A 16043-nucleotide genomic window follows, 5' to 3' on the forward strand; every position below is an offset into this window, starting at 1 on the left:
ACAACCTTGATTTGTGATGGAGAAGGTCATGCACGCCAACATTGCGATCCGCCCGCAGCCCGCGGCACGGCTCGGGAGAGGCCGCGCATGATCCTAGAACTCGCCGCCGCGCTGGCGCTTTCGGAGCGATGCGCGCCTAAAATCGCTCCAGGGACCTTGATCCCGATCGTCCGCACGGAGAGCGGCTTCGACACCCTGGCGATCGGCGTCAACCGGGGCGCGACCGGTTGGGCGCGTCCGCGGACGCCGCAAGCCGCCGCCCAGATAGCCCGCAAGCTGATCGCCGACGGGGCGAACCTCGACCTGGGCCTGGCCCAGATCAACACCGCCAACCTCGCGCGCCTTCGCCTGTCCGTCGAGGACGCCTTCGACCCATGTCGCAACCTCGCTGCGGCGGGGGAGCTCCTGGCGGCGAACTACCACGCTGTGCGTGGTCGGGCGCCCAATGACCAGGCCGCGCTGAGGACCGCCCTGTCGCTCTACAACACCGGGCGGACGGACCGGGGCTTCCGCAACGGCTATGTCGCCAAGGTCGAGGCCGCGGCGCGCTCACTGGTCCCAGCCATCGATATGGCCCCGGAGACGAAGGCCCCGACGGCTGGCGACACCGGGCCGGCGTCGCGCGACGTCTTCGCACGCGCCAGCAGCTCCCCGATCCTGGTGTTCGCGGCCGGCGCCCCCTCGACGCAGTCGAGCCTGGAGGTCGCCCCATGAACCCGCTCGCCGTTCGCCGCGCCGGCGCCGTGGCCTCCATCGCGCTCGTGGTCGCGCTAGGCGCCGTCCAGCCTGCGCTCGCCCAGGACGTCGAGGGTCTCCTCCAGAACGTCGTGGACATGTTGACCGGTAACACCGCGCGCCTCCTGGCGGTCATCGCCGTGGTGGTCGTGGGCATCCTCTGGATGTTCGGCCTCTTCGACCTGCGCCGGGCCGCCATTGTGGTGCTTGGCATCATCGTCGTCTTCGGCGCCGCCGAGATCGTCGACATGCTGACTGGGGGCGGAACGCCATGATCGAGGCGCGGCTCACCGAGGACACCCTCTTCCTGGCCTGCACGCGCCCGGCCATGGTCTGGGGCGTGCCGATGGAGGCGATGGGGATCAACCTCATCGTCACCGGCCTGGCCTTCCTCATCGGCGGCAGCCTCGCCTGGCTTGCCCTGGCCCTCGTGCTCCACGCGGTGTTCCGCGGCGTCTGCGCCACCGACCACAACGCCTTCCGGGTGCTCTCAGTCTGGCTGGAGACCCGCGGCCGCGCGCGCAACGGATCGCTGTGGGGTGGAAGCTCCTGCACGCCGTTGCCGCTGCACCGCGTCCGCCGGCCGCGAGAGCGGCATGCCTAGCCTCACCCCGTCCCCGTCGATCCGCTCGCTCATGCGACGGGAGCTGGAGCCCAGGGCGTACCTGCCCTATGCGCGGCACATCACCGACACGGTCGTGGCGCTCGACAACGGCGCGGTGATGACGGCGTTCAGGCTCGAGGGCGCGAGCTTCGAGACCGCCGACCTGGCCGAGCTCAACGACCGCCACGCCAAGCTCAACGGCGCCTGGCGCAACCTCGCCGACGAGCGCGTGGCGATCTGGCACCACCTCATCCGACGCGAAGAGGATGGCTACCCGGAAGGACCCTTCCGCTCGGATTTCGCGGCCGACCTCGACGAGGCCTATCGCGCCGAACTGGCGAGCCGGCGGCTCTTCATCAACGAACTATACCTCACCCTGGTCCTCCACCCGGGCCACAGACCTGTCGACCGGTTGAGCGCCCTCTTCTCTCGCAGCGCCAAGGCCCAAGGCGCGGACGCCATCGAGGCCGCCGGCCAGGCCTTGGGCGAGATCGCGCGCGATCTTGGCCAGCACCTCGGCCGCTACGCACCGCGCGCCCTTGGCCTGGTTGAGCGCAACGGGCTTTGGTTTTCAGAACCCCTCGAGCTCCTGCGCCAAATCCTCACCGGCCGGCGCGAAGCGGTTCCCCTGGTCCGCGGTCACCTCGGCGAAGCGGTCTACGCGGCGCGGGTGATCTTTGGGCGCGAGGCCCTGGAGATCCGCGACGTCGGCGAGACCCGCTACGCAGCCATGCTGGGCGTGAAGGAATACCCCGCCGTCACCCGGCCAGGCCTGTGGGATGGCCTGCTGACCTGCCGCTTCCCGCTGGTCGCCTCGCAGTCATTCGCCTTCCTCTCCAAGAGCGCCGCCCGCGGCGTGCTCGAGCGCAAGCAGAACCAGATGGTCAGCGCCCGCGACCGGGCGGCGAGCCAGATCGAGGGCCTTGGCGAGGCGCTCGACGACCTCACCAGCAACCGCTTCGTCATGGGCGACCATCAGGCCTCGGTGCTGGTCCATGCCGCCACGCCAGGCGAGCTTGGCGACCGCCTCTCGCGGGCGCGCAGCGTGCTCGCCGACTCCGGCTTGGTCGCCGCGCGGGAGGACCTGGGCCTGGAGGGCGCGTTCTGGGCGCAGTTCCCCGGCAACTTCGCCAAGCGCGTGCGGCCAGCGGCCATCACGTCGCGGAATTTCGCGGGCTTGGCCCCCTTCCACACCTATCCGGCGGGACGGCCTGAGGGAAACCATTGGGGTCCGGCCGTCGCCCTCCTGCGCACAACGGCGGGCTCGCCCTTCTTCTTCAATTTCCACGTCGGCGACCTTGGCCACACCTTCATCTGCGGGCCCTCCGGCTCGGGCAAGACGGTCATCCAGAACTTCCTGCTGGCCCAGCTCGAGAAGCTCGGAGCCCAGCAGGTGTTCGTCGACAAGGACCGCGGCGCGGAGATTTTCGTGCGCGCCTGCGGCGGGACCTATCTCACCCTCCGCAACGGCCAGCCGACCGGGTTCGCACCGCTCAAGGCGCTGGAGTACACGCCGGCCAATCAGGCCTTCCTCGGCCAACTCATCCGCAAGCTGGTGACCGGCGATGGCGAGCGGCTGCCTGCGTCGGCGGAACGCGCGATCGACGAGGCGATCGCGGCGCTGGCGCCCATCCCGGCCGCGGCCCGGTCGCTGGCCGCGTTGCGCGCCTTGCTCGGCCAGCACGACGCCGACGGGATCGGCGCGCGCCTCGAGCGCTGGACCCGCGGAGGCGCCTTGGGCTGGGTGCTGGACAACGAGGTCGACAGCCTGGCGTTCGACGCCCGTTTCCTGGGCTTCGACATGACCGATCTGCTGGACAACGCCCAGGTGCGTACGCCAGCGATGATGTACCTGTTCCACCGCCTGCAGGGCCTGGTCGACGGGCGGCGGTTGGTCATCGACATCGACGAGTTCTGGAAGGCGCTCGGCGACGAAGCGTTCCGGGGCCTGGCCCAGGATGGCCTCAAGACCTTCCGCAAGCAGAACGCCTTCATGGTCTTCGGCACCCAGTCGCCGGCCGACGTCCTGCGCTCGCCCATCGCCCACACCATCCTCGAGCAGTGCGCGACCAAGGTCTTCCTGCCCAACCCACAGGCCGCGGCGCGCGACTATGTCGAGGGCTTCGGCCTCACCGGCGAGGAGCTCCGGCTGGTCCGCGAGGAGTTGGCTCCGGAACAGCGGCGGTTCCTGGTCAAGCAGGGTCACGACTCCGTCGTCGTCGAACTCGACCTCTCAGGGCTGGGTGATCACCTGGCCGTCCTCTCCGGCCGGACCGACACCGTTGAGCTCGCCGCGCGCCTGCGTGCCGCGCACGGCGAGGCGCCGGAGGCCTGGCTCCCCCTTTTCCATCAGCAGCGGAGGCTCCTCCCATGAGAGCACGCACAATCTGCGTCGGCCTTACGGCCGTGACCTTGGGCCTGGCGGCCGCCGGCCCTTCCCGGGCCCAGATGCTCGTCTATGACCCGGCCGCGGTCGGTCATCTGATCAGCCAGGCCCAGACGGCGCTCTCCCAGCTGCAGAGCCTTCGCCAACAGGTCGACCAGGCCCAGCAGCTCTATGACAGCTTCAACCAGGTCTCCGACGTGAACGGCCTGGCCCAGCGCCTGCTGCTGCCGGAACTGCGCAAGGTGGTTCCCGAACTCGCAAGCCTGGAGGCCGCCGCACGGGGGGACCTCGACGCCCTGGGCGATCTGGCCGAGCGTGCCAAGGCCATCCGGTCCGAGTCCCGGGTCTATCGGCCAACCGATCCTACGCCCGCCGACGAAGCCTTGGACCAGGCTGGCGATCGGGCCGCTCGCGACATGGCGCTTGGCGAGAGGATCGCCAGCGTCGCCACCGACCGGCTGGAGGGACTGGAGGAGCTGCGCCAAGCCCTGGACAGTGCCGACAACGCCCGCGCGGTCATGGACATCAGCGCCCGCATCGCCGCCGAGCAGGCGGTGATCCTGAACGACCAGATGCGGCTGCAGGGCGTCGCGATGATGCAGGCGTCCGAGGCGCGGCTTGAGCGGCAGCGGGAAAGGGAACGCATCGAAGCCGCGCGTGTCGAGCGCATGGCTATGTTCCGCCGGGGCTTCGAGCGGTGATGCGATCTGGAGCGATAATCTCGGCGCTCTGCGTCGGCTTGTGCGCATGCCAACAGCCGGCACGGAGTGCTACTTATTTTGAAGCGCATCCGGACGAAGCAGAGCGCATCGCCGTAGCGTGCCGCGCCGGAGCGCAACGCGGTGACGAGTGCCTGAATGCGGAAGCTGGCCTGGTCGAGGTCAAGCGCCAGGCCCGGATGAAGATGTTTCGCCGCGGTTTCGAGAAGTAGATGGCGACCCAGGTCCAAATCTTCGAGCCGGCCTACGCCTATGTCGACGGCCGTCTGACCGACTTCCTCGACACGCGACTCGGTGACGTCATGTCAGAAGTGTCGGGTCCGCTGCGGGCGGCGTTCGTCCTCTATGTGGTGTTGTACGGCTTCGCGATCCTGCGCGGCGCCGTCGCCGAGCCCATCATGGACTTCGCGATCCGCGCCATGAAGCTGGTCTTCATCAACGCCATCGCCACCACGCCAGCCTATGGCAGCTTCGTCACCGATCCGCTGTTCAACGACCTTCCCAACACCCTGGCCCGGGCGCTCAGCGGCGGCGACGCCTCGACGGTCGGCGAGGCCTTCGATGAGCTGATCAACTACGGCGCCTACCTGGCCGACGAGATCGACAGGGAGGGTAGCTTAATCCGACCAGGAATGTGGGTCCTCGCCCTCGTGGTCTTCGTGGTGGCCGCGCTGACGGCAGCGCTTGGCTTTGGGGTCGTCCTCGTGGCCAAGATCGCGCTCGCCCTGCTGGTGGCGATCGGCCCGATCTTCGTGGCCTGCGCGCTCTTCGAGGCCAGCCGCCGCTTCTTCTTCGGCTGGCTGTCGCAGGCCGTGAGCTACCTCGTGCTCTTCGCGATCATCCTCACCCTGGTGCAGCTGGTCCTGGACCTCATCCGCAGCCAATGGGCGTCCATCGAGGCCCAGGACCCATTCGCCGCCGGCCTGGTCTTCGTCGCGCTCTGCGTGCTCGCGGGCTTCTTCTTCCTGTCGGCGCCCTCCATCGCCGCGGGCGTGGCCGGCGGGCCAGCGCGGGCCTCGCCGATTTCCGGGGTGTGGCGCGGTCAATCGGCCGCGGCGGGGCTCCTCCGCCGGCGTCTTCTGCGGCCCGGACCGGTGGTTCCGCCCAATCGACGGGGGGAGGCGGTCGATGAAACGCGTCCTCCTGGTCGCCACCTTTGGCCTGCTCGCCGGCTGTGCCACGGATTCCCAGAAGCTCGCCGTCTGTGACGGCAAGCACCGGCGTCCCGCCAACCCTCATGGAACGGTGCTACCGGGTGCGCCGGCCGCGTCTCCGGCGCCGCCGTCCCAAGCGGTAGGAACGCCGGGTGGCGGCTGCGGGAGGTCCAGATGAGCGGCGTCCCGACATCTGACCTCAAGGCCTATTTCGAGGAGGCCAGGCGCTGGGACCAGGACCGGTTGGGCTCGGCCCTGCGCTCGCGGCGGCTGGCCTGGATCATGGCGTCGGTGGCCACGGTGCTGGCGGCCGCGGCCGTTGTGGCCGTGGCGGCGCTTGCGCCGCTCAAGACCGTCGAGCCCATCGTGGTCCGGGTCGACAAGACCACGGGCGCCGTGGACGTGGTGACCACCCTGGACGACGAGATCATCGTCGGCCGCGACGAGGCGGTGACCAAGTATTTCCTGGGGCAGTATGTGCGGGCCCGGGAGAGCTATCTCGCCGCCTCGGCGGCGGAAGATTTCAGGCAGGTGGCCATCTTGTCCTCGACGGGTGAGCAGCGTCGCTGGGCCGACCTGCACCGTGGCTCCAATCCGCTGAGCCCACAGGTCCGCTACGGTCCGGCCGGGACCGCCGAGGCCCAGGTCCGCGCCATCAGCTTCATCAACGACCGGGTCGCCAACATCCGCTTCCGGCGGGTGGTCCGCCAGGGCCAGGCCGAGACCACCGAGGATTGGATCGCCACGGCGGCCTTCACCTACACCAGGGCGCCTATGCGCGAAGCCGACCGGCTCCGCAATCCGCTGGGCTTCCAGGTGACGTCCTATCGCGCTGATCCAGAGGTCGCCCCATGAGAAGTCGACGCCGTCTCGTGCCAGCCCTGGTCCTTGGGCTGGCGATCACGCCGCTCCATGCCCTCGGCGCAGAACGCACCGCAGCGCCCGACCCACGGGTCCGGACCCTCGTCTTCGATCCAGGCCAGGTCTATCGCATTGTCGGCGTCACCCGGACGGCCACCCAGATCGTCTTCTCGCCCGAGGAGGAGGTCCTGCATGTGGCGCTGGGCGACAGCGCCGGCTGGGAGGTCGCGCCCCAGGCCAATGTCCTGTTCCTCAAGCCCAAGGCCGGTGGACGGCCCACCAATCTGCTGGTGACCACGCGACGCGGGACCGGCAGCCGCCACTACCTCTTCGAACTCGTGACCCGTTCCGGCGCCATCGGCCGCGGGACGCCCGACACCTATTTCCAGGTCCGGTTCCGCTATCCGCAGGACGAGCGCGCGGTGCTGAGCGCCGCCCTTGGCGCCGAAGCCCTGGCCCTGGAGCAGAAGGTGCTGCAGCTGAAGCTGGAGCGCGGCGTGCTCGAGGGGCGGCGCAACCTCGCCTACGCCGTCCAGGGATCAGGCGCCCTGCAGCCGTCCGAGGCGTCCGACAACGGCCGCTTCACGGTCCTGCGCTTCCCCGCCAACCAGCCCCTGCCCGCCATCTACGCGGTGAGCCCCGCCGGGGCGGAAAGCCTCGTCCCCTTCGACGTGAGGGGGGAGTTCGTGGTGATCCATCAGGTGGTCGGCCAGCTGCGCCTGCGGCGCGGACGCGAGGTGCTCTGCGTGTACAACGAGGCCTTCCAGCCCTACGGCGCCCAGACCGGGACGGGAACAGCCGCCGGCGATGTGGACCGGGTCGACGGTCCGGCGGCGCGCCGATGAGCGACGGGCTCGACAGCAGCTCGCGACCGGGGCCGCCTGCCTCGGGCGTGATCGCCGGGGAGCGGACCATCACCCCGATCAGCGGCCGTCTGGGCGCCGCCGTGGGTGGCAAGACCATGACCCTGGCCGCGCTCGCCGCCGGCTGCGCGGTGTTCCTTGTGCTGACCTGGGACCGCGGCGACCGGGCCGCGCCGAAGCGCCTGGAGCCGGCCCGCCAGGTGGTCGCCTTCGAGCCCGCGCGGGGGGGCGCCGCCCCGACGCTCGCCAATCCGGGACCCGATGCGCCGAGCCTCTCGGGCGAGGTAGACGGGGTGCCGGCGCTTGATCCGTACGCGGGCGAGACGGGACGCGTACCTTCGCGCGCCCGGCCCACGTCCCGGACGCCGCCGGCCTCTCCACTCGTGGTGTATTCGAGCGGCGTGGAGCGGATCGGACCTGCGCCCGCGCCGAGGCCGGTGCTCGCCGCGGCTGCCGCGCCGACAGAGCTCGACGCCCTGCGGCAGGCGTCGGACGTGGGCCTGGTCCGCGCCGGGCGGGTGGGGGATCGCAACTTCCTCATCCTGGCCGGGGCCAGCCTCCCCTGCGTGCTGACCACGGCGCTCGATTCCACCACCCCGGGCTTCGTGAGCTGCCTGATGCCGTCGGACGTCCTGTCCGACAACGGCGCCGTGGTGCTGATGGAGAAGGGTTCCAGGGTGCTGGGCGAATACCGCTCACGCATGGCCCAGGGCCAGACGCGGATTTTCGTGGTCTGGACCCGGGCGGTGACACCATCGGGCGTGTCGGTGGCGCTGGCCTCGCCGGCCGCCGACGCCCTGGGCCGGGCCGGCTTCGATGGCGAGGTCGACACCCGGTTCTGGAGCCGGTTCGGCGGGGCGCTGCTGATGTCGGTCGTCGACGACGGGTCCGAGGCCGCCTTTGGACGCGACCGGCGCGAGCGTTCATTTCGCGAGGCGCAAGGCGCGGCCACCGAAGCCCTTCGCAGCTCAGCCGACATCCCGCCGCGCCTGCGCAAGGCCCAGGGGGCGGAAGTCTCCATCTTCGTGGCCCACGACCTCGATTTCTCCGCGGTCTATGGGCTGCGGTCCCGTTGAGGCGCGGGCCGTGTCGGACATCTCCGTCCTCGAGCATTACCTGGCGCCCCTCCAGCCGCTGCTGGCCCTGCGAGACGTCACCGAGCTCGTGGTCAACCAGCCAGGCGAGGTGGGCGTTGAGCGTGCCGGCGGCTGGACCTGGCACGATGTCGCTGAACTGACGGGCTCCTGGCTCGCCACCCTGGCCGTGGCGGCCGCAGCCTACACCCGCCAGGACGTCAGCCCTGACCATCCCATCTGCTCGACCGTGCTGCCGGGCGGCGAGCGCTGCCAGATCGTCATCCCCCCGGCCGTGCCGGCCGGTACGGTCAGCCTCACCATCCGCATGCCTTCCCGCGCATTGCTCGACCTGCCGGCCCTCGAGGCGGCCGGCCTGTTCCAGGACGTGGCGCGCCGCGACGGGGGGCCGGACGAGGACGAGGCCGGGCTCTGCCGGCTGCGCGACCTGGGCGACTGGCCGGCCTTCTTCGCGCTTGCCGTCCGCCTACGGAAGAACGTGCTGGTCAGCGGCGCGACAGGCTCGGGCAAGACCACCTTCGCCCGCAGCCTGATCCAGTTGATCCCACCCCAGGAACGGTTGATCACCATCGAAGACGCCCGTGAGCTCACCGCCCCCCACCGCAACCTGGTCCATCTCACCTACGCCCGCGATGGACGAGGCCTGTCGACAGCCAGCCCCAAGGCCCTGCTCGAAAGCGCGCTGCGCATGCGGCCAGACCGAATCCTGCTCCAGGAACTAAGGGATGGGACCGCCTTCTTCTACCTGCGCAACGTCTCCAGCGGCCACCCGGGCTCCATCACGACGGTCCATGCGGACTCAGCCGCAATCGCCTTCGAGCAGCTCACCCTGCTCGTGCGCGAGTCCGAGGGCGGGCGGGACCTGCCCCGGGACGACATCCGCAACCTGCTGCACCTGCTGGTGGACGTGGTCGTGCAGCTGAAGCGCATCGACGGCCGGTTCCGCGTCACGGAGGTCTATTATGACCCGGTTCGAAAACGCCGGGCCCGGTTCTAGGGCCCTCCTCGTCGTCTCCGCGGCCGGTGTGGCGCTGCTGGTGTTCCTCGTCCTTGCGGGGCTGGTCGCCGTCGCCGGCCTGGGACATCTCACGCCCGACCTGGACATGGCGGCCGTCCCCGCCTGGCTCTGGTACAACCGCGCCGACCCAGCCGTCGCCACCTGGACGCGGATCGGCGCCCTCGCGAGCGGCCTGTTCGTGGCGGGCCTGGCTGTCGCGGCCGCCTCCCAGGTCCGGCGCTCGATGCATGGAGCGGCCCGCTGGGCCCGTGAGGACGAACTGCGCCGTGGAGGCCTACGCAGCCGCCACGGCATCGTGCTAGGCGAGCGCGACGGAAGGTTGCTGGTATTCGGGGGATCGGAGCACGTCATGCTCTACGCCCCGACCCGCACCGGAAAGGGGGTGGGCGTGGTGATCCCCAACCTCCTGACCTGGCCCGACAGCGTCATCGTGCTCGACATCAAGCGCGAGAACTGGCTGGCGAGCGCCGGCTTCCGCGCCGCCCACGGCCAGGCCGCGCTGTTGTTTGACCCCCTCGCGCCAGACGGGGCCACCGCCCGGTTCAATCCCCTGGCCCATATCCCGCGCGAAGACCCGGGCGCCGTCCTCGATGAGCTGCAGAAGATCGCGACCATGCTGTTTCCGGTCAGCGAACGCACCGACCCCTTCTGGTCTGAAGCCGCGCGGATCGCCTTCATTGGCGTAGGCGCTTACGTGGCCGAGACCCCTGGGCTGCCCTTCACCCTGGGCGAAATCCACCGCAACCTGACCGGCGAGAACCCGCGCGAGCAACTACCCAAGAAGATCAAGGAGCGTGAGCTGAGCGGCCGGCCGTTGTCGCCGGGCTGCACCAGCGCGCTGCAGGACTTCTGCAGCACCAACGAGAAGACCTTCGCCTCGATCAAGCAGACCGCGACGGCGCGCCTGGGGCTTTGGTTGAACCCGCGCGTGGATCAGGCGACCTCGGTGTCGGATTTTGACCTGCGCGAGCTGAGGACCCGGCCGACATCGCTCTACCTGGCGACGACGCCAGACAACCTCGCCCGGGTCGCGCCGCTCTACAACCTGCTGCTGCAGCTCTTCGTTGATCTCAACACCCGCGCCCTTCCAGCCAGCGGCGAGGGGCGTCCGCAGGTCCTTGTCCTGCTCGACGAGTTCGCGCGGCTGGGCCACGCAGGCGTCATCGCCCACGGGTTCTCCTTCCTGGCGGGCTACGGGATCCGCCTCCTGGCGGTCCTGCAAAGCCCTTCCCAATTGCGCGCCGCCCACGGTCGCGATCTCGCAGAAGAGGTCCTGGGCAATTGTGCCGTCCAGGTGGTTTTCGCACCTAGGGAAATCGAGGTCGCCCAGGCCTTGAGCGAACGGCTTGGCTACTATGACCAGAAGAGTTCTTCCCGCTCACGCCCCTTCGGCCTTGGGACCGGCCGACGCTCTGTCACCGACTCCACCGCGCGTCGCGCCCTGATGTTGCCGCAGGAGCTGATCGCGCTCCCCGACAACCAGGCGATCATCCTTCGCGCAGGCATGCCCCCGGTCCGGGCCCGAAAGCTGCGCTATTACAGGAGCAAGGCGTTCCGTGCCCGCGTCATGCCCGCTCCGGTCCTCGTGGCCCGCCCCCTGCCGCCGCCCAAACCGATTTCCGACCGCGACCGCGCCAGGCAGGCCGAGCAGGCAGAGCTTCGCGCGGCGGAGGCCCGCATCGATGAAATGGCCCTGAACGAGTCCCTTGGGCTCGACGATGAAAATGGATCGCCCTTGATCGTCGGATCGCAGGCCGCGGCCCTAGAGGCCCTGGCCTCAGCTCAGCGCTCCGGGCCCTCATCGCGCTCGATCTGGCGTTGGCGGCTGCTGAGGTCCTTGGTGCGGGCTTCGCGCAGTTCCTTCGCCAAGAGATGGAAACGGTTTTCCGGACTCGGCATGGATAGCGCAAAGCCCTCCACCTTCTGCGACAACGCCTGATCGGCGGGGTCCGGGGACTTGGCCAGCAGTTTCGCGGCGAGCCCATAGGCCGCGCGCGTCGTCATCCACCGTTCCCGCAGATGGACATTCCAGGGATCTGGATCCTGCGGGGGCTCGAACGCCGCCTTGGCCGCCTGCTCACGGGCCGCGGCCAAGACCCTGGGTTCGTCGCCCAGCCCCAGCTCATGGCGCTCACGCATCCTGCGCAACGCCATCGGTTCGGACCTGAGCACCACGCCCCGCGCCCGACGCGGCGTGGCCTCGGCTTCCACGCCGCGGACCCTCAGGGCCTCCGCGAAAGTCTGGCGCCATTGATCCAGGTCCGCCGTGGTCGGGTTCAGCCGCTCTCCCGCGTCGCCGAGCGCACGAACGGCCACGTGGACATGGGGATGGCTACTATCATCGTGGGTCGCCAGGACGTAGTCGAACTGCTTGCCGAAGGACGTCGCGACAAACTCGCGCGCGGCCTCAAAGACCTCATCTGGGCTCACACCTTGCGGCATGGACAGGACAAGCGATCGCGAGAGCGGCGAGCGCTCCTGTCGCCGACTGTCGGCCTGCCAACCCCAGGCCCAGGCGGCCGCCAACTCGTGCTGCTCGTCGCGGCCGGCCAAGACCTCGCCTCCACGCCCCTCCAATGGCAGGTCGCCCTTGCGGGAGATGTAGTCGAGATGCGCCTTCAGTCCCCGGGCGTTCCGCGCAGCGCCTGTCACCCTGACCATGACTTCAGGCGCGCGTGACGTGATGCGTGCGAGCCTCGCCTTGGTCGCTTCCGGCGACGTGGCCGTCAGGCCTCCAGCGAAGCCCCCGTCCCCGGCGCGCGCGCGGCGGTTGGCCACCGGACGCCAGATATCCTCGAAACCACGGACGGGCCGGAACTCCGTCATTCGCCAGTGCGCCAATACGAGAGATTGCCGACGAAGCCAGCCTCCAGTCCGATGATGTGAGCTCGAACCTCCCGCGCCAGTTCCTCGAAGCGTGGGGGCTGATCGCAGGCTTCAACCGATCCAGGCCTTCCAGCCTGATGTGCGATCCGCAAAAGCGCCGCGGAGATCCGCCTTAGCTCGGTATGGGTCCTGATGATCGCGAGTTCGCCTTCACGGGAGAAGCGTGGCCCGCCCGACGCGCGCCGATGTACCAGCGCGGCGATCCAACTTGAGCGATGCAGACCCATGGCGAAGGCTTCCTGGTCGATCCAGTCGGCATCCTCAGGGGTGAGCAGGGTACCGACCCTGATTGTCCGGCCGTCAGGTGGCGGCGAGGTGGCAGGCCTTGCTGGTGGCGGCGTCGGCTGGCCCGCCACTGCATCCTCGACGAGACGGCGGAGGAAAGCCGCCCGCCCGCCGCCATTGCGCGCGATCGCATCGACCGCCCGGGCGACATCCTCAGTCACGTTCACCTTCAGGACAGGCAAGGCGACACCATTGGCCACAACCCTACGCGGTCCCGAGTTTGGCCCGATTTCCCATCTTTGCAGACACCGTAAGCCTACGGGTCCGCTCGCGTCATCGGCGGCGAGAGCAAGGCAGGATTTCGGCCCTGGGTGTGGGCGCCCGCGACGCACGCGAGACCTACGCGCGGCCTGAACAACCCGGAGTACTCCACCGACCAAGACGTCTCGCCCCCCGGTTGCCATCGAACCGCGTTCTGTTAGCGTCCGTGCCTGGGGATCGGGCCTGGGAGGGCGATCATGGACATGATGTTTGAGCCAATCCGCAAGTACGCGCAGTTCACAGGGCGCGCGCGGCGGAAGGAATACTGGATGTTCTTCCTGCTGGTCATCGGGATTGAGATCGTCTTCTACATCCTGATGGGCATACTGGGCGCGGGCCCGATGATGGCCGGCGATCCCACGGCCGGCCTCAACCCGGTCGCGGGCCTGCTGATGCTGGTCTATTGCGTGGTGATGCTGGGCCTGCTCATCCCCTCGCTCGCGGTGGGCGTCCGGAGGCTGCACGACACCAACCGATCGGGCTGGTGGCTGCTGATCGCCCTCATCCCGTTCCTGGGCGTCCTGGTCCTGTTGATCTTCATGGTGTTGGACGGCGCAGCCGGCGACAACAGGTTCGGCCCAGACCCCAAGGGGCGCGAAGGCCTAGTCGCGGCCTAGGTGGGTGGACTGCGGCGACCCTTGTCGCCTGGTACCGCCTTGGCACACTGTGGCTGGTCAACGGCCGGCGACACGACGGAGCGCGACCAGTCCGGCGTCGGGCGTGAGGTCCTGGCCCACAGCGCCCACTCAACGTGCCCGCTTGCAGCACTCGCCGATGACATCGGAGTTCCGCAACACCAGGTCTTCGCCCAGACGGAAACGTCGCCAGACGGCCTCATCAGCGCCTCGTATCAACCAGACCACCGCCGCCCAGCGATCCCGACCGTGCGCGGCCGAGGCCACGCGCTCTGGAACTTGCCAGCTCGCTGGGAGGGCTCGTGAGGTCGATCCTGCCAGCCCACATGCGCCCGAACCGCCTGACAAAAGGACGCCCGCGCGGCGAGTCGCGCGGGCGTTATCAGTGGGGGGTCAAGGGCGTCGGTCACCCTTGACTTCACTCTACTCAGCCGAGAGCTAAACCAGCAAGACCTCTTTCAGGCGAGGCGCGATCGTGGGCGCGGACCGCGTGTTCGCGAAAGGCGTCGGGCCGATAGGCCCATGAGCGTTGCAGGACGCTCGCCTCGAATGTGGTCAGGCCTCGCGCACCGCATCCGCTTGCATGAGCAAGGTTTCCAAGTCGCCGACAACCGCCGTAAGGTCGGGCGGCGCGTCCGGAAGATCGGCGCCGCAGGCCTGCAATTGACGCTGCTCAACGAGCCCCCTAGCGAGGCGACTTGGCTTGGATGGACCGATGCGGGACACGCGGCGGCGCGACGTGTGCGCCCCTAGGCCTGCTCGATATCGGTCAGGGCGAAGTCCTCGCCGACGAAGAGCAGTGGCGCGCTGTTCTCCCGGGCCAGGGCGTAGGCGAAGCAGTCCCCGAAGTTGAGCGACGCCGAATGCACGCCCTTGCCCCAGCGCGCATAGGCCTCGGCCACCTTGCTCGCGGTGGAGGCCGTAACCGGAACGACGTCGAACCCCAACCCATCGACCAAGGCGCTCATCTCGCCGCCCACATTGCTGCGGCCGGCCACGATCAACGCCTCGGCCAGCGTGCCCGCCGAGATGGCCACGGCCGTCTCGGCTTCCAGCACGTCGATGCAGCGGTCGCCGGCCGGCTCGGCGAGGAGAATGGCCATCAGCGCCGACGTATCGACCACGATCACCGGGGGAGGCCCTCGTCATCATAGAGGAAGTCCTGGCTCGCCGCCGCCGCAGGGCCTTCCACCGCCTTCTCCGAAGCCTGCCGGCGCGCCGCCTCCAGGATTTGGCGGCGGGCCTGGCGGTCCCCAACGGCCTTGATGGCGACCAGGCGCACGGTCGGCTGCCCATGACGGGTCAACACCACATCGTCCCCGGCTTCGGCCCTGCGGACCAGGTCCGTAAGCTGCGCCTTGGCGTCGCTCACCGAGACATGCATAGCACCAACCTCAACCAAACTATGGACTATTTTCCACAATATAGACCATTAGATAGTCCATTTCAATCTTGGCTCGGACGCGACGCCAACAGAGCTTGGAGGCCGAGGAGCACCTCCTCCGGGCGCTCCTTCACATGCCAGGCTGGCAGCCTGATCGTGCTCCCGTCCCGAAGCAGGAGACTGAAGCGCTTGCGTGAGCCACGACTGGTTCGCACGGTCTCGACCGATGCATCGGAAATGTCGCCGAGGCGTACGTCCCTGCGCAGCGAGCCGTCGACGTAGAGCCGGTCGCCACGCCGCAGGATCGCGACCCCTGAACCGAGGAGCTTCGGAAGATTGAGCGCGACTGTCGTGCCGCCGCAGATCAGCGCGCCGACGGCGCCAACGAGGTCGTCACCGCCGCTTCGCGGCCTGGCGGCAAAGACACCCAAGCCGCTATAGGCCAGGACTGGAAAGAGTCCGACCACCAGGATCCCCACGCCCACCAGGGTGATGGCCAGGATCAGTGGCTTGTTCCAACGTGCGATCACATCCTTGTCGCGATCCATCAGCCATTCCTCCGCGCCACCGATGTCCTGCAACCTGGCATGGCGGGCGCTAACGAACCGCAACGCCGCAGGCGCCTCATATTCCAAGCCGCCAGCAGCCGGCGACGAGCGCCCGATTGGTGGCGAGGGTCGGCCTCCAGGAGCGAGGGCGCTCAGACGACCGGGGTAAGGAGGCTGCCTTCCAATGAGGAAGACGGGCGGGGTGCGACCTCAATCGCTTCACCGGCCTGAGCCGCCCGCAGATCGCCCAGCGCCCCGGGGCCCTGGATCAAGACGGTTGAGTGACGAAGGTCCAAGGCGCTCGCCCGCTGCGCGGCGAGGTTGACCGAGGCGGGTTAAGGCTCGGCTAGGATGCATCCAGTTGCGTCTATCCGGGAGGAGCCGCATGTGGCGGCCACCGCTCCACGGTAGAGGCGATTCATATGGGCCCGCTCAAGACGACCGCGACAGGGCCCGACCCTATCGACACCCAGGTCGGGATGCAGATCCGCGCCCGGCGCAAGTCGATCGGGTCAAGCCAGTCGACGCTGGCCGAGGCGATCGGCGTCAGCTTCCAGCAGGTGCAGAAATACGAGCGTGGCGCCAACCGGGTCTCGGCCTCGATGATGTC

At 69.0% G+C, this 16043-nt stretch carries 19 protein-coding genes and 1 pseudogene; 14 read left to right on the forward strand and 6 right to left on the reverse strand.

The annotated features are described in order from the left end of the window. Positions 1-87 precede the first annotated feature (87 nt). The 12 genes from Q8Q88_RS19825 (at position 88) to Q8Q88_RS19875 (ending at position 11373) form a co-directional block, all read left to right on the forward strand. Entirely contained in the window at positions 88-714 is a 627-nt protein-coding gene (locus Q8Q88_RS19825; RefSeq protein WP_305676911.1) for a lytic transglycosylase domain-containing protein, read from the forward strand. Continuing rightward, positions 711-1010: a TrbC/VirB2 family protein gene (locus Q8Q88_RS19830; RefSeq protein ID WP_305676912.1), complete on the forward strand. Its 300-nt coding sequence runs from the start codon at positions 711-713 to the stop codon at positions 1008-1010. The genes Q8Q88_RS19825 and Q8Q88_RS19830 overlap by 4 nt, the downstream gene beginning before the upstream one ends. Further along, positions 1007-1339: a type IV secretion system protein VirB3 gene (locus Q8Q88_RS19835; RefSeq protein WP_305676913.1), complete on the forward strand. Its 333-nt coding sequence runs from the start codon at positions 1007-1009 to the stop codon at positions 1337-1339. The genes Q8Q88_RS19830 and Q8Q88_RS19835 overlap by 4 nt, the downstream gene beginning before the upstream one ends. Next, entirely contained in the window at positions 1332-3713 is a 2382-nt protein-coding gene (locus Q8Q88_RS19840) for a VirB4 family type IV secretion/conjugal transfer ATPase (protein WP_305676914.1), read from the forward strand. Before Q8Q88_RS19835 ends, Q8Q88_RS19840 begins: the two co-directional genes overlap by 8 nt. Next, positions 3710-4426 (forward strand): type IV secretion system protein, encoded by a 717-nt coding sequence (locus Q8Q88_RS19845; RefSeq protein ID WP_305676915.1) that lies wholly within the window; start codon positions 3710-3712, stop codon positions 4424-4426. Before Q8Q88_RS19840 ends, Q8Q88_RS19845 begins: the two co-directional genes overlap by 4 nt. After that, positions 4426-4656, forward strand: coding sequence for an EexN family lipoprotein (locus Q8Q88_RS24820; RefSeq protein ID WP_371129885.1), 231 nt, complete (start codon positions 4426-4428; stop codon positions 4654-4656). Before Q8Q88_RS19845 ends, Q8Q88_RS24820 begins: the two co-directional genes overlap by 1 nt. Beyond that, a complete protein-coding gene (locus Q8Q88_RS19850) occupies positions 4657-5652 on the forward strand; it encodes a type IV secretion system protein (RefSeq protein WP_305676916.1) in 996 nt (331 codons plus the stop codon). It begins immediately after the preceding gene. Between the two features lie 120 nt (positions 5653-5772). Then, a complete protein-coding gene (locus Q8Q88_RS19855) occupies positions 5773-6453 on the forward strand; it encodes a virB8 family protein (RefSeq protein ID WP_305676917.1) in 681 nt (226 codons plus the stop codon). Then, complete coding sequence (locus tag Q8Q88_RS19860; RefSeq protein ID WP_305676918.1) at positions 6450-7304, forward strand: TrbG/VirB9 family P-type conjugative transfer protein; 855 nt, start codon at positions 6450-6452, stop codon at positions 7302-7304. The genes Q8Q88_RS19855 and Q8Q88_RS19860 overlap by 4 nt, the downstream gene beginning before the upstream one ends. Further along, a complete protein-coding gene (gene virB10, locus Q8Q88_RS19865) occupies positions 7301-8398 on the forward strand; it encodes a type IV secretion system protein VirB10 (RefSeq protein ID WP_305676919.1) in 1098 nt (365 codons plus the stop codon). Before Q8Q88_RS19860 ends, virB10 begins: the two co-directional genes overlap by 4 nt. A 10-nt stretch (positions 8399-8408) precedes the next feature. Then, a complete protein-coding gene (virB11, locus tag Q8Q88_RS19870; RefSeq protein WP_305676920.1) occupies positions 8409-9413 on the forward strand; it encodes a P-type DNA transfer ATPase VirB11 in 1005 nt (334 codons plus the stop codon). After that, on the forward strand, positions 9379-11373 hold the full coding sequence (locus Q8Q88_RS19875; RefSeq protein ID WP_305676921.1) for a type IV secretory system conjugative DNA transfer family protein: 1995 nt from the start codon (positions 9379-9381) through the stop codon (positions 11371-11373). The genes virB11 and Q8Q88_RS19875 overlap by 35 nt, the downstream gene beginning before the upstream one ends. Positions 11374-11666: 293 nt before the next feature. Here Q8Q88_RS19875 and Q8Q88_RS24825 read toward each other — a convergent pair. Beyond that, positions 11667-12260: pseudogene (locus Q8Q88_RS24825) on the reverse strand (relaxase/mobilization nuclease domain-containing protein); the annotation flags it as partial. Beyond that, a complete protein-coding gene (locus tag Q8Q88_RS19885) occupies positions 12257-12766 on the reverse strand; it encodes a hypothetical protein (RefSeq protein WP_305676922.1) in 510 nt (169 codons plus the stop codon). The gene Q8Q88_RS19885 and the pseudogene Q8Q88_RS24825, both read right to left, overlap by 4 nt. A gap of 297 nt (positions 12767-13063) precedes the next feature. On the opposite strand from Q8Q88_RS19885, the gene Q8Q88_RS19890 reads away from it, so the two are divergent. Further along, positions 13064-13483, forward strand: coding sequence for a DUF805 domain-containing protein (locus tag Q8Q88_RS19890; protein ID WP_305676923.1), 420 nt, complete (start codon positions 13064-13066; stop codon positions 13481-13483). A gap of 129 nt (positions 13484-13612) precedes the next feature. Here the strand turns inward: Q8Q88_RS19890 and Q8Q88_RS24830 are convergent, their stop codons facing one another. The 4 genes from Q8Q88_RS24830 to Q8Q88_RS19905 form a co-directional block, all read right to left on the reverse strand. Further along, positions 13613-13849 (reverse strand): DUF6118 family protein, encoded by a 237-nt coding sequence (locus tag Q8Q88_RS24830; protein ID WP_371129886.1) that lies wholly within the window; start codon positions 13847-13849, stop codon positions 13613-13615. A gap of 401 nt (positions 13850-14250) precedes the next feature. After that, positions 14251-14631 (reverse strand): type II toxin-antitoxin system VapC family toxin, encoded by a 381-nt coding sequence (locus tag Q8Q88_RS19895; protein WP_305676924.1) that lies wholly within the window; start codon positions 14629-14631, stop codon positions 14251-14253. Next, entirely contained in the window at positions 14628-14885 is a 258-nt protein-coding gene (locus Q8Q88_RS19900; RefSeq protein ID WP_305676925.1) for a type II toxin-antitoxin system Phd/YefM family antitoxin, read from the reverse strand. The genes Q8Q88_RS19895 and Q8Q88_RS19900 overlap by 4 nt, the downstream gene beginning before the upstream one ends. A 62-nt stretch (positions 14886-14947) precedes the next feature. After that, positions 14948-15433, reverse strand: a complete 486-nt coding sequence (locus Q8Q88_RS19905; protein WP_305676926.1) for a hypothetical protein — start codon at positions 15431-15433, stop codon at positions 14948-14950. A gap of 422 nt (positions 15434-15855) precedes the next feature. Between Q8Q88_RS19905 and Q8Q88_RS19910 the strand changes: the two genes are divergently transcribed. Next, the coding region (locus Q8Q88_RS19910; RefSeq protein WP_305676927.1) for a helix-turn-helix domain-containing protein at positions 15856-16043 on the forward strand (188 nt) is incomplete at its 3' end.

It is taken from the genome of Phenylobacterium sp., assembly GCF_030697925.1.
Taxonomy (GTDB): Bacteria; Pseudomonadota; Alphaproteobacteria; order Caulobacterales; family Caulobacteraceae; genus Phenylobacterium.